Origin of the sequence: Stenotrophomonas sp. GD03958 (genome assembly GCF_029839005.1) — a bacterium.
In the GTDB taxonomy this organism is placed as follows: Bacteria; Pseudomonadota; Gammaproteobacteria; order Xanthomonadales; family Xanthomonadaceae; genus Stenotrophomonas; species Stenotrophomonas hibiscicola.
The window spans coordinates 45952-59514 of sequence record NZ_JAOBZT010000004.1; the positions used below are offsets into that span (position 1 = coordinate 45952).

A 13563-nucleotide genomic window follows, 5' to 3' on the forward strand; every position below is an offset into this window, starting at 1 on the left:
TGAAGGCACGAACAGTCGGCCACAGGCTCGTCTGTCGATCCCGGCCAAGCTGCTGCCGGTGCTGAAGCCGAAGCAGTTCAAGGTACTGTACGGTGGGCGCGGCTCGGCGAAGTCGCACACCGTGGCGCAGATCCTGGTGATGCTGTCGATGCAGGCCAAGCACCGCATCCTGTGCGTGCGCGAGATCCAGAAGTCGATCGCCCAGTCCTCCAAGCGGGTCATCGAGGACTACATCAACCGCATGGGCCTGTCGGCCTACTTCAAGATTAACAAGCAGGGCGAGGACCAGATCACCTGCATCCTGACCGGTTCCACGTTCAGTTTCACAGGTCTGCAGGATCACACCGCCGACAGCATCAAGTCGTTCGAAGGAGCGACCATCGTGTGGGTGGAGGAGGCGTCCAACGTCTCGGCCAACAGCTGGAACAAGCTGATCCCGACCATCGTCCGCACGACCGGCGCTGAGATCTGGGTCACCTTCAACCCTGACCAGCAGGACGACTACGCCTACAAGCGCTGGGTGCTGGGCGATGACCCGGACGCCATCGTCATCCAGATCAACTGGCTGGATAACCCGTGGTGGAACCCAGCGATGGAGACGGAGCGCCTGAAGACGCTGGCCGTGTCGCAGGACCTGCACGACCACATCTTCGGCGGTCAGCCCCGGGCCAAGGCCGGCATCCTGTTCAAGCGACACTGGTTCAAGCGCTTCAACCTGGGCGACGAGCCGAAGGGACTGCGCAAGTACCTGGCCAGCGACTACGCGGGCGCTCCAGACCCGGACGACCCCGAGGCCGACCCCGACTGGACCGAACACGGTTGTGCCGGTCTCGACCACGTGGGCGACATGTGGTTCGTGGACTGGTGGAGCGGTCAGGAAGACCCGTCGGTGTGGATCGCGGCCCTGATGCAGATGGGCCGGCGCAACAAGCCGGTGATGGCGTTCGAGGAAATGGGCGTCATCCTGCGCACCACCGACGGCGCCATCCGCCGCGCGGCCAAGGCCACGCAGACGTTCGTGCACCGCGTGCCCCTGGCCAGTGCCGGCAGCAAGGCAGACCGCGCCCTGGGCTTCGCTGCCCGCGCTGCGACGGGCTCGGTGCACATCCCGAACACCGAATGGGGCGACAGGCTGATCGACCAGCTGTGCGCCTTCACCGGCGAGGACGGACGCCGCGACGACATGGTGGACGTGTGCAGCCTGTTCGGCCGTGGCATCGACCTCATGGCCGACGGCAGCCTACCACCCGAGGCGAAGCCGGCGCCGCCTGCGCCGTTCACAGACCCGTGGTTCAAGCAGCGCGACGCCGCCGACCGCGACGACGACGAGAAGACCGCCCGCTACTACCGTTGATGCCTCCGGCAGCTCGGGCACCTTGGGGCCAGTTCGCACACCGGCCCGACCATGGCAGACCAACCCATCGCAGCACTCGAAACCGGGATCGCGGCCGCCGCTGATCCCGATCCGGCGCGCGCCCAGCAGTTGAGCCGCATGCAGGCCGACGTGAAGCGCTGGATGGCTCGCTTCGAGGAGGCCCGCGAGTTCGACAAGGACGCCCGGCAGCAGTACGTGAAGGACCGGCGCCAGGCACGCGGCGACTCGGGGTTCCTGGTCGACGCCAACCTGATCGGCACCTACATCGACATCCAGGAGGCGTTCCTCTACGCCCGCAACCCGGACTTCGACGTGTCACCCGGACCGGCGCACCGCATGCCGACGCCTGAGCAGCTGCGGGACATCGTGGAGTCGGACGAGCAGCTGATGGCCGAGCTGCAGCAGCAAGCAGAGCAGGACGCCATGGAGGTTGGCCGGCAGATCGCCGTGGAACAGACCGCTATGGGCGTTCCCCCTGAGCAGGCATTCCAGCAGGGGCAGCAGGCGCAGGAGAGCTACTTGGCCACCAACCCTGCCGACAAGCTCGTTGCGGACCAGGTGCTGAAGCTGCGCAAGCAGTACGCCAAGCGCTCGCGCGAGATGAAGCAGTTTGCAGAGACGCTGGAGGCCGTCGGCACCCAGATGTGGAAGGACGCGCAGTTGAAGCGCCGCGGCCGTCCTTGGGTCCGTTCGTCGCTCACCATCGGCCCCGGCGTGCTGAAGGCGACGTGGCAGGAGCGCACCGAGATCTCGCCCGAGACGCAGACCGCGATCAACGACCTGCAGCAGAACATCGCCCGGGCCAAGGCGCTGCAGAAGGAGCTGGAAGACGGCACCGCCGGCTATGGCGCCCGTGCGTGGGACACGGTCAAGGGCGTGTTCGGGAACAACGAGGAAGCCAAGGTCGCCGATCTGGAGCGCCAGTTGGCCGCCATCCAGAATGGGGCCGAGCGAGTGGTCGCCCGCGGCTACGCGATCGACAACGTGGCCGGCGAGAACTTCCAGGTGGCACCTGGCTTCACCATCGCCAACCACGTCGATGCGCCCTGGAACGCCGAGATCTCCTATCCATCCTATGAGGACGCGCTGGCCGAGCATGGCCCGTATCTGGCGCAGTTCGACAAGGACGGCAACGCCGAGAACATCCTGCGCAAGGCCGTCCGCTACGCACCGCGCAAGCCCTGCATGGGCAAGAACGAGAGCGTCGGCTTGACGGGCAACGCGGCCACGGCAGAGGAAGCCGATGCCTACACCACGAACACCGACGGCGGCGCCAATGGGTGTTACGTGCGCCGCATCGAGATCTGGGACGCGGAGAGCAACACCGTCCTGACCGCGATCACCGGCGTGCCGTTCTGGGTCAAGCCCGCCTTCAATCCGCCGGCCACGACCCGGTTCTACCCGTATTTCGTGATCTGCACGTCCGAGGTGGATGGCCAGCGCCACCCGCAGAGCCTGGTCAGCCGTTCGACCAAGCTCATGGACGAGTACAACCGCATCGGTTCGGCCGAGACCGAGCATCGCCGCCGCATCAAGCCAAAGACGGCGTTCCACGCGGGCGCGATGGAGGCGGAAGAGGCGGCCAAGCTCGCCAAGGCGGACATCGGCGAGATGGTCGCACTCAACGTCACCCAGCCGAACGCGGACTTGCGCACGCTGCTGGTGCCGATCACCTACGCACAGATGGACCCGGCGGTTTACGACCGCACGCGCATCCTGGCCGAGCTGGAGCGCATCTGGGGCGTGCAGGAAGCGCTGACTGGCTCAATCAACACGGCCAAGACCGCCACCGAGGCGGACATTCAGCAGCAGGGTTTCCAGGCGCGCAGCAGCAGCCGCCGCGACAACATGGAATCGGTCCTGAGCGAGCTGGCCGAATACACCTGCCAGATCGCCCGCGTCTACCTGACCGACGAGGACGTGCGCTTTATTGCTGGTCCAACCGCATTCTGGCCGCCCTACATGGGGCCGGATGACCTGGCCGAGTTCGTCCGCATCGAGATCCGCGCAGGGTCGTCGGGTAAGCCGAACACCGCGATGGAGCGCCAGTCGTGGGCCAACCTGCTACCGCTGCTGCAGACCGGTATTACCCAGATCGGCCAGCTGCGCGGCGCGTCGCCCGACGCGATCGCCGACGCGCTGGAGCAGCTGATGCGCCTGACTGCAGAGCGCAGCGGCGAGCGCTTCGACATCGACCAGCTCATCCCCCAGAACGACGGCACTCAGCCGGCCATGCCCGCACAGGCCGTGCCCGGCAGCGCGTCGCCTCCGCACGGTGGGAACGCCGGCCAACAGCCGCCGGTTCCGCCCGCGCCTCCCGGTGGCTCTCCGGCCGCCGATCCCCTCGCAGCAGCCTGATAGGAGCAACACATGAACCACAGCATCACTTCTGCATGTTCCCCGGCCGAGGAATTCGAGGCTGAAGGATTGCGCGACCGTCTGCGCGTGACTGAAAGCCAGATCGCGCAGCTGGAGTACGCGATCGCCCAGCTTTCCAGCCGGCTGTCCCCAGTTCTCCGCCCGGAACTGGTCGATCCGAAGTCCGATGCATGCGCTAACACGCCCCAGCCGACTCGCAGCCCATTGGCACAGGAGGCGCATAGCCAGGGCCTGCGCATCTACCAGGCGCACCGCGACCTGTACTCCATCGAACAGCGGCTTGCCCTGTGATGGGTAGCGCCCCGCGTCACCACCCACTGACGCTCGCCATCTGGCGGGCATTCGCAACCTGGAGCAAGTGATGAACGAGAAAGTCACCCCGCCGTCTCCCGCTGAGTTCACCTTCGGACTGGGCTTCGGCAGCGCGCTGGATCACCTGAAGGAGGGCCGCCGCGTGGCCCGCGATGGCTGGAACGGGAAGGGCATGTTCGTGTACCTCGTGCCCCCGGCCAGCTACGCCGTCCAGACCGGCGCGGCGAAGGCCCATTTCGGCGAAGGCTCGATGGTTCCGTACAACGCCTACTTCGCCATCAAGAACGTCAACGACACCGTCAGCACCTGGGTTCCGAGCGTCAACGACTGCCTGGCAGATGACTGGTATGTGCTGCAGGAGGAGGGCTGATCCATGCACGTCGAAGCCGATAACCCGGCGACCGCGCCGGACACCACCCCGACCGACCAGCCCGCCGACGTGATGGCGGCGCTGGATGCCGGCATCGCCGCTGCTGATGCTGAAACGGCGCCTGCCGCTGAGACCGCGCCCGTCGAAACTCCTTCGGCCGATGCCACCACGCCGCCGGCAGAAGACCCGGCCGCAGCTCTGCCCGCTGATGGCCAGCCGCCGGCCCAGCCGCAGGAAGGCGCACCGCCGGCCGATGGTCAGCCTCCTGCTGCTGAAGGTGAGCAGCAGCCCGACGCCGACACCGAGGCGGAGATCACCGCCCTTGGCCTGAAGGAGAAGTCCGCCGAGCGGTTCCGCGGCATGGCCGCCGAGATCAAGGAGCTGGCTCCGCTGCGCGAGGCCATGAAGGCGGCCGGCATCGAGGACGTGGCCCGTCTGCCCGAGCTGGTCCAGCGCTCGCAGGTCGGCGAGGACATGGTGAAGATGGTCATGGACACCGGCGCCAGCCCCGAGCAGTACGGCATGGCGCTCGACTACCTGGGCCTGATCGGCAAGGCGCAGCAGGGCGATCTGGTCGCAGCCGAGAAGGCCTACGAGGTTATGGGCAAGGAGTATGCCGCGCTCGCCAAGATGCTGGGCAAGGAGGCGCCCGGCATCCACGACCCGCTGGCCAACCACCAGGACCTGCGCGCCGAGGTTGAAGCCGGCGACCTGCCGCGCGCCCGTGCCGTCGAGATTGCCGGGCAGCGCGACCGCGCAGCCTACACAGGAAGCGTCGATCGACAGCGCACCGAGAGCCAGCAGGCGGCGGAGCAGGCTGAACAGCGAGGCATTAGCTGGCTGACGCGTTTCGACGCACGGATGAGCAGTGAAGATCCTGACTATGCGGCGAAGCGCCCGGTGCTGGATCAGGCTGTCCGCGAGATCCGCGCAAAGTTCCATCCAAGCGAATGGGCGGATGAGACGACGCTTGCCTATTCCAGGATCAAACTCCCGACGCCCGCGGCAGCGCCGGCCGTTGTCGCACCCACCGCGCCAGCCCAGCCGCGCCCGGGTCCGGTGCGCCCGAGCGGCCCGCGTCCGGCGATGGACCCGACCACCTTCGCCAGCCCGATGGACGCGCTGGAGTACGGCATCCAGCAGGCCACCAACGGCTGAGCAGAGCCAAGTTCTGTCCTGACAAGACCCCGCTCCGGCGGGGTTTCTTGTGTCCGTTGACGCATCCCGCGACAAGGGCAATCTGGCCCTGCGGCTGACAACCGCGCCACGCAGCAGTACGCCGGAGTCGCGCCCGGTAGGGCAGTGAGAGGCCTCGCCCCCCTCGAACGTGGATGGAAGCAAGACACCCATTCCCCTTCGAGGACACCCTCATGCCGTTCACCACCGCGCAGATTGCGCAGGGCGCGAACTATTCGCTCGAGTCCTACGCGACCAACGATCCGATCGACCAGATCAACATCGCCCACACCACCCTGGACCTGCTGGTCAGCAATAAGGAGGTGTCGTACTTCGGTAACGGCATCTACAACGAGAAGCTGTTCATCTCGAACGACAGCAACTACCAGAACTACAGCGGCGCCGACCAGGTCACCTACAACGAACGTGACCCGAACCGCTTCGCCAAGTTCCAGTACTACAGCAACCACGAGGGCTTCTGGTTCGATGAAGACCGCCTGATCGCGGCCGGCATCACCATCGATGACTCCGGCGCCGGCGTTCCCTCCTCGTCGGAGAAGGAGCAGCTGGTCAACCTGCTGCAGTCGAGCTGGACCGCCATGAAGAATGGCCTGCAGGAAGGCCTGGCGCTGGAAACCCTGCAGAACGGTTCGCAGTCGGCCAAGGCCGTTCCGGGCCTGGACCACATCGTCTCGACCACCCCGGGCACCGGCGATATCGTCGGCGGCATCAATGCCAGCACCAGCACCTACTGGCGCAACAACGCCAGCATGGCTATCGCCTCGGGCGGCATCGTCGCAGCGCTGGACGCCATGTGGGACGCGTGCATCCGCTACGGCGGCGCCATGCCGACCGACATCCGTTGCGGCCAGGCGTTCCTCAACGCCTACAAGGCTGAGACCACCACCAAGGTCGACCGGCAGATCATCGTCAACCAGCAAGGCGGTACCGGCATGGATCCGTCGATCACCCGCGTGTTCTACAAGGGCATCGAGCTGATCTGGGATCCGACCTTCGAGCTGCTGGACGCTCGCCTGGGCGCGATCACCTACCCGTGGACCAAGCGCTGCTACCTGCTCAACCGCAACTTCATCAAGTTCCGCCCGCTGAAGGGCCACTGGATGAAGAAGCGCAAGCCGGAAAAGCTGCCGGACCGCTACGTGACCTACTACGCGCAGACCAACAAGTACGGCATGACGGCCAAGAAGCGCAACGTCCACGCCGTGCTGTCCATCGCCTGATCGGGCATGGCCTGATCCGAGCGTCCCGGCTCCGGCCGGGCGCTCATGGGAACCCCATCCGGCTACAGGAGCCATCCCCATGAAGTCCACCCCGATCACCAATACCGCGTTCAAGACCGGCAACAGCCCGTTCCTGCGCGGCGGCAGCGCCACCTTCTCCAACTTCGCCGACACCGCCGCAACGCTGCAGGGCTCGGATACCGAGACCGGCACGTACACCACGCTGGCAACCCTGGCTGCAAACGGGCAGACCGAGGTCCAGAACCTGCCGCAGTGGATCAAGTTGTCCGCTGCCGGCACCGTCTACATGGCGGCTGGCTGACCTTCCGCGGCCTCTACACGGGGCCGCTCACCCATTCCCGAGGAGGGAACATGAGCAAGGAAACCATCATCGTCCCGGTAGTGCAGGCGACGATCCAGCGCAGCGAGTACGTCACGATCTCCGACTCGTTCCCAAAGCATGAGCTGCCGATCCTGGAGCTGATCCACGGCGAGGACAACGTGGTCGTGACCGACCCGGACTACTTCGCGTTCGAGCTGCCGAACAACGCCACGCAGGAATTGCAGCGTCTCTACACCAAGTACACCGACAAGTACCGGCCGGTGGTGGACCAGGTGTTCCCGCGCGGCGCCCGCGACGTCGCTTCTGAGCTGGGCATGGATGTCGGCAAGGACACCTTCAGCAAGCAGTCCGAGGCTGTGATCGAAAGCCGACTGCCGCCGCGCCCGACCGCAGCCGCCAGCCTGAGCCGTCCCGCGCCGGAAGACGATGGCGACGACCAGCCCGAGCTGACCCATGCCGAGTTGCGCGAAGAGCTGACCCGCCTGGGCATCGAACACAAGGGCAACGCGCCGAAGGCCGAACTGCAGGCGCTGTACGACGCCGCGCAGGCCGGCGCCGGCACCCTGGGCGGCTGATCGCCAGCACCACGCGGTAACCCGACGGGCTGGGGAAACCCGGCCCGTCTCCACAAGAGGGCTCTCATGAGCATCACCGACGGCATCCAGTGCGCTTGCTCCAGCACCGACGGGAACGCCACGCTGGCAGAGCTGCGCAAGCGGCTGATGATCCGGCTGGGCTTCGCCGCGCAGGCGAACAACCCGCCGCCGGGCATGAAGGAGCTGCTCAACGACTTCCTGCATAGCGCGCAGGTGGCGCTGTTCCGACGTCCCACTGGTGAGTTCCGCAACGAGCGCTGGTTCTCCTGGCCGTTGGTGGCCGGTCAGCGCCTCTACGACTATCCGGACAACGACGAGAAGAACGGCCCGCAGAACTGCCCAGCCACTCTGGACCCGCGCAAGGTGACTTGGGTGGGCCGCGAGCGTGATGGCGTCTGGGCAGAGATGCACCAGGGCATCAACCCGCGCAGCTACACGACCAGCGAGCTGACCGGCCTCCCGCAGCGGTTCGAGTTCCGCAACTGCATCGAGATCTGGCCGGCTCCGGACGAGACGCTGGGCAATCTGGTCATCAAGGGCAAGTTCGACCTCAACCGATTCACCGATGACACGGACAAGACCACGATCGACAGCGAGATCGTGTTCCTGCTGGCGCTGGCCAACGGCAAGGCCCACTACCGGCAGGCTGACGCGCAGACCTACATCCAGCAGCTGGAGGTGATGATCGCCAACCTCGTTGCCGGGACTCATTCCACTGCGCGGTACATTCCCGGGCCGCCGGCGGGGGAGGGCGTCTACGTTCCGCCGCGGCCAGAGGTGCCGTTCCCATGACTGGACGTATCGTCACGCTCAACGCGGCGAAGGGCGGCATCAACCGTCTGCGTGTGAAGGGTGGGGCGGACCCCGCCACGCTGTACGACCTCGTCAACGGCTACGTGGATCAGGCGGGCGTACTGCGGTCTCGTCCGGGCACCCAGAACATGGTGACCCTGCCGGCCGGCGCGACGAAGGGCATGTGCGCCTATGACGGCAAGCTGATCGTCTTCAGCCACACCCCGCAGACCATACCTGCCAGCACACCTGGTGTGGAGTGCGAGGTGCTGAGGCATCCGTCGCTGCCGGAGATGCCGATCAAGGACATCCACTTCGCTGGCCCGTTCCTGGGCTACCTGTATGTAGTTCCCGAGTTCGACAACGGGGACGTGTTCCACTACTGGCTGCAGCGCGGCACGACGTGGGCGCCGAACACGGTCTACCTGCCGGGCGCGATCGTGACGCCGACCAACCCCAACGGCATCGCCTACCAGCTCGACAGCGGTACAGCCACGTACCCCGTATGGCTGCGCAACCTCGCGCGCGCGCTGGGTGACAAGGTCGTGCCTACGGTCGACAACGGCTACTACTACACGGTGACGGACGTGTTCGGCCCCGCGCCGCGCTCCGGCGCCACTGAACCTTCGTGGCCGGTTGCGCCTGGCGCAACGGTGTTTGAGGACAGCGACGTGGCAAATCCGACGCCGATCGCGGGCGAGGAGTCCGGGAATCAGCTCCCGCCAGACATCACCGACCGCTATGGCAGCAGGGGCAGCCGGAGCTCGACCACGCAGGAGGCGCAGTAATGGCGGCTCCATTCTGGCAAGCGGGCACCCTGTACCTTCCTGGTGATCTGGTTCAGCCAGTCACGCAGCCGCCGCCGAACAACCCGCAGGTGGCAAACGGCAACTTCGCCGGCGGTGCGACGGGGTGGACGTTCTCCGGTGACGCTTCCTACACGCCGACGAATGGCTACGGCGGTGGCGGATGTGTGCAGCTTCCCGGAAACAAGCCGGATGGCGTCGCACTGAACAACACGATGCTCGACGTTCCTGTCGGCGGCCAGCTCACCGCAACTTCTCTGATCCAGCAGGGTGCGTCAGTGGCGGGCGCGACTGCGGGCTGGACCGAGATCCGCTGGTACGACGGGCTGAACACCTTGCTCCAGACGGACAAGGGCAACGTTGTCGATAGCGGGTCAGGCGGGGCCTGGCACCCGTCCACCGTCGTCGGCACGAGGCCGGCAGCAGCTGCCTACGCGCGCGCGGGCATCCATCTGACATCCGTCGCAGACCACAACCACGAGATTTTCGGCGACAACCTGAGCGTCAGCGGCGCCAGCGCGGGGCTGCCTGACGGGCTGGTATACAAGGCCGTGCAGGTCGAATCTGGTTTCTCGGGCAGCAGCGAACCGGCCTGGCCGGGCATCCTGGGCCAGCAGGTCATCGACAACGAAGTCATCTGGGAGGCGGTCACCACCAGCCGCGTGACTTGGACGGCAGCGCCGCGGTACGTGAGCGGCGCCACCGAACCGACTTGGCCAACCGACATCGGCGCTATGGTGCAGGACGGTACGCTGAACTGGCGCGCGATCTCGCGGCGGGTCGAGGACGAGAAATGCCCGCAGTCCAAGGTGGTGGCCATCGTCGCCTCGAAGGTGTTCGCCGCCGACAAGGACATCGTGCGTTTCAGCGCCACGGCCAACCCGCTGGACTGGTCCACGGCAGACGATGCCGGGTATCTGCCGACGGGCCTGCAGCAGGCGAACGCCAACGACATTGCGGTGCTGGCGCCCTACCGGGCGAACCTGGCCCCGATGAACGCAAGCAGCTTCCAGAACTGGCAGGTCGACCCTGATCCAGCGTCGATGGCGCTGCTGGATCAGATGGATGGTATCGGTTCGATCTGGCCGAAAGCTGCCGTCCCGGTGTCGAACGACCTGTTCTACCTGTCGCAGCTCGGCGTGCGCACGGTGGGCATCGCCAACGCCGCGGAGAACCTCGCAGCAGGCGACGTGGGTGCGCCGATCGATGACCTCGTGCGGGCCGCGCTCCGCGTATCCAGCGGCAACGGGTCGAAGGTCATCGGCACGTACTACCCGGGCGCGGGCCAGTACTGGCTGGCCTTCAGTGAGTACCCTCAGGCGCCGCTGTCTCTGTCCGGCGGCATCGACGGCGATGCGTATCTGAACGAGATTGTCGATGCGCGATACATCGCGCTGGGTGGCGTTACCCCATACCGCTTCGAGGTGGTAGCGGGAAGCCTGCCCACCGGCATCACGATGAACCAGAATTCGGGGGTGTTGAGCGGTTCCTTCGCCCAGAAAGGCAACTTCGCCTGGACGGTCAGGGTTACGGACGCCCTTGGCGAAGCGGTGCAGCTGGACGATCAGACCTTCATCTGCAACCTGCTGTGGAACTTCACTACGTGGTTCGCTGGTGGGGCATATGCATCGAACTACGGAGCGGGCAGGGTTATCTGGTCCGACCATTGGCAGCGCTTCATCAGCTGCACAGGCCCTGGTCGCAAGATCAGCACCGACGGGATCACCTGGGTTCCGAACGGGACCGGTGACTACTTGGGCGTAGCGGAGAACCCTGCTACCAACCGCCTCGTGTGCGCGCAGAACAACAACCAGATCTACACCTCCGACGACGGTGGAACCACGGTTACCTTGCGGGCCACGAAGTCTGATTTCAGCGCATCGACGGTGCGGTTCGTGAACGGACAGTTCACTGCATCGCTGAACGTGCAGATGACCGTTGGTGGCGCTGACGGCGTTGTCTGGAGTGATGGCCCGTCATTCTCCAGCACGCTCGGCGTGCGCCCTGCATGGGAATACATCGAGCATCTCGGCTTGTTCCTGTTCGTACAGGGGTCAAATGGCACCACAGGGACATCCACCAGCGCACTGGGTCCTTACACGCTGACCGGGACGATCCCCGGATGGTCCGGCAGCACGTCGGTGAAGATCCTGTACATCAAGCGCACGAGGCGGACTTTCATCCTCACGGCTGGGCTGATCCGCGAGCGCCTTGATAACGGGACCTATGTGAACCGGCTGAGTGCGCCGGGCCTCAGCATCACTGACGCCGTCGACATCCCGGAGATGGGCGCCATCGTCGCGGTCGGCTCTGGAGGCCAACCCAGTACCGCGGTGAGCGTCGATGGCGGCACCACCTGGACGCGCTACAACGGCCTGAACTCCTTCCGGCTGCTGGCCTGGTCCGAGCCATTGAAGAAGATCGTGGCGATCGGCCAGAACGTGGCCAGCTATGCCACGCCGGCATGCGAGGTATGAGATGACCAACACGACCTGTTACGTCTACACCATGCGAGGCACCGGCAAGCAGGGCGCCTGGAGCCGCTATCTCTTCCCGTTCTCCGTGGATGCCTTCGCCCAGCTGGGGAATGATCTCTACATCCGGCACGGCGACGAGATCAGCAAGGTCTCCGAGTACGCCGTCGGTGATGACGTTGGGGGTTCCACGATCCTGTTCGGCGGCACTGTTCAGTGGCCCTGGCTAGACTTCGGAACCCCTGGGGTGACCAAGATGATGGAGGGTTTCGACATCGTGAGCCAGGGCACGCCCAGCATCAGCATCGGCTACGACCAGCGGAACCTTGCCGCGTTCACCGAGCCGTACACGGTCGATCCCGATACGCTGCCGGGCGGGGTGATCCCGTTCCCGATGTCGGCGCCGACCTTCAGCCTGCGTGTAGACTTCGCGCCGGGCAAGAAGTGGGCGCTGACGCAGGCGTCGCTGAGCTTCTTCGACCTGGGCAACGGGCCATGACCGTCATCGCCTCCACTGACGTCCTAATCGAGGATCTCGCGTACTTGGCGAGGAACATGCGCCCGGACGAGATCGCGCAGGACTTGGCCATGACCGGCGCAGCCGAATACGACCCTCAGCAGGCGATCCTGAAGATGGCGGCAGTACTTGGGCCGAAGTTCGTCCTGCTGGCCGACAACGTGCCAGTGGTGGCCGGCGGCTTCTGGCAGGTCCGTCCGGGCGTATGGGAGGGCTGGCAGCTCGGCACGATGGCCGGCTGGGAGAAACACTGGCGCGCCATCACCAAGATCACGCGCAGGCTCAACGACAAGATGCTGGCGCAGGCCGGCGTGCACCGCCTGCAGCTGTACGGCGTGGCCGGCCGCGACAAGACGTTCGAATGGTACGAGCGTTCGCTGGGCTACCGCCGAGAAGCCACCCTCAGCCGCTACTGCGCCAATGGCGCTGACGCGGTTCTGTTTGCACGCACCAAGGAGACAGGCTGATGGCCGGCGGCGGCAATATCGGCAAGGGCAACTGGGCAGACCCGACCGGGCTCATTCAGAAGTCCGGCGCCAGCAAGTTCCTCGACCCGCTGGGCCTGACCAAGACGGCCAAGCAGGGCGAGTCGGCTGCGGACGTGGCCGCGCGCATGGAGATGGAACGCCAGGAGCGGATCCGGGAGGCCCAGGGCCGCATCAACCAGGTGTTCGACAACCCGCGCCGCGCAAGGGACATCGCGGATTTCGTAACCGCGACGCGCACGAAGCTGATGGACGATCTGAATCGCCAGAACGTGGACGCGCAACGGGAACTGAAGTTCTCTTTGGCCCGTGGTGGCTTGAACGGCGGTAGCGTCGCTGTGGACCAGAACCGTCGCCTGAGCGACGACTACAACCGTGGCGCGCTGACGGTGGAGAGCCGCGCGCAGGGTGCCGGTGCCCAGCTGGAAGCAGCCGACCAGGACCAGCGTGCGCGCCTGATTCAGCTGGCTACCTCGGGCCTCGACGCAAACACCGGGGCTCAGCAGGCCGCGGCTGGCCTGCGCTCCAACTTGGAGGCCGCCCGTTCGACGGCATTCGGCGAAGACTTGGCAGACCAGTTCGGCGGCATCGGAGCATTCGTCAAGCAGCGCAGGGACGAGGCCAATAGGCGTGAGGCGACCCGCATCTCGCAGGTCAACTTGTACGGCGGCGGCTACGGCGGCTACGGAGGATAAGC

14 protein-coding genes are annotated in these 13563 nt (G+C 65.8%); all 14 read left to right on the plus strand.

Annotated elements, in window-relative coordinates; genetic code table 11:
• Window positions 1-58: 58 nt before the first annotated feature.
• Window positions 59-1354, plus strand: coding sequence for a PBSX family phage terminase large subunit (locus tag N5C25_RS02105; RefSeq protein WP_279936262.1), 1296 nt, complete (start codon window positions 59-61; stop codon window positions 1352-1354).
• 51 nt (window positions 1355-1405) lie between these two features.
• Window positions 1406-3733, plus strand: coding sequence for a hypothetical protein (locus N5C25_RS02110; RefSeq protein ID WP_279936263.1), 2328 nt, complete (start codon window positions 1406-1408; stop codon window positions 3731-3733).
• Between the two features lie 12 nt (window positions 3734-3745).
• On the plus strand, window positions 3746-4045 hold the full coding sequence (locus N5C25_RS02115; protein WP_279936264.1) for a hypothetical protein: 300 nt from the start codon (window positions 3746-3748) through the stop codon (window positions 4043-4045).
• A 70-nt stretch (window positions 4046-4115) separates the two neighbouring features.
• Entirely contained in the window at window positions 4116-4436 is a 321-nt protein-coding gene (locus N5C25_RS02120; protein ID WP_057499589.1) for a DUF2829 domain-containing protein, read from the plus strand.
• A 3-nt stretch (window positions 4437-4439) separates the two neighbouring features.
• Entirely contained in the window at window positions 4440-5594 is a 1155-nt protein-coding gene (locus tag N5C25_RS02125) for a hypothetical protein (protein WP_279936265.1), read from the plus strand.
• Between the two features lie 212 nt (window positions 5595-5806).
• Window positions 5807-6853, plus strand: coding sequence for a phage major capsid protein (locus N5C25_RS02130; protein ID WP_100449759.1), 1047 nt, complete (start codon window positions 5807-5809; stop codon window positions 6851-6853).
• Window positions 6854-6932: 79 nt separating this feature from the next.
• Window positions 6933-7175, plus strand: coding sequence for a hypothetical protein (locus N5C25_RS02135; protein ID WP_100449760.1), 243 nt, complete (start codon window positions 6933-6935; stop codon window positions 7173-7175).
• Between the two features lie 50 nt (window positions 7176-7225).
• The gene (locus N5C25_RS02140) at window positions 7226-7771 is read left to right on the plus strand and encodes a hypothetical protein (protein ID WP_111104790.1); all 546 of its coding nucleotides are present in this window, start codon (window positions 7226-7228) and stop codon (window positions 7769-7771) included.
• 66 nt (window positions 7772-7837) lie between these two features.
• Window positions 7838-8584 carry a hypothetical protein gene (locus tag N5C25_RS02145; RefSeq protein ID WP_279936266.1) on the plus strand — a complete coding sequence of 249 codons (747 nt, stop codon included), beginning with the start codon at window positions 7838-7840 and terminating at the stop codon, window positions 8582-8584.
• Complete coding sequence (locus tag N5C25_RS02150; protein WP_279936267.1) at window positions 8581-9372, plus strand: hypothetical protein; 792 nt, start codon at window positions 8581-8583, stop codon at window positions 9370-9372. The genes N5C25_RS02145 and N5C25_RS02150 overlap by 4 nt, the downstream gene beginning before the upstream one ends.
• Window positions 9372-11867, plus strand: a complete 2496-nt coding sequence (locus N5C25_RS02155) for a putative Ig domain-containing protein (RefSeq protein WP_279936268.1) — start codon at window positions 9372-9374, stop codon at window positions 11865-11867. The genes N5C25_RS02150 and N5C25_RS02155 overlap by 1 nt, the downstream gene beginning before the upstream one ends.
• Window position 11868: 1 nt before the next feature.
• Entirely contained in the window at window positions 11869-12363 is a 495-nt protein-coding gene (locus N5C25_RS02160) for a hypothetical protein (RefSeq protein WP_279936269.1), read from the plus strand.
• On the plus strand, window positions 12360-12848 hold the full coding sequence (locus tag N5C25_RS02165; RefSeq protein WP_279936270.1) for a hypothetical protein: 489 nt from the start codon (window positions 12360-12362) through the stop codon (window positions 12846-12848). Before N5C25_RS02160 ends, N5C25_RS02165 begins: the two co-directional genes overlap by 4 nt.
• The gene (locus N5C25_RS02170) at window positions 12848-13561 is read left to right on the plus strand and encodes a hypothetical protein (protein ID WP_279936271.1); all 714 of its coding nucleotides are present in this window, start codon (window positions 12848-12850) and stop codon (window positions 13559-13561) included. The genes N5C25_RS02165 and N5C25_RS02170 overlap by 1 nt, the downstream gene beginning before the upstream one ends.
• Window positions 13562-13563 lie beyond the last annotated feature (2 nt).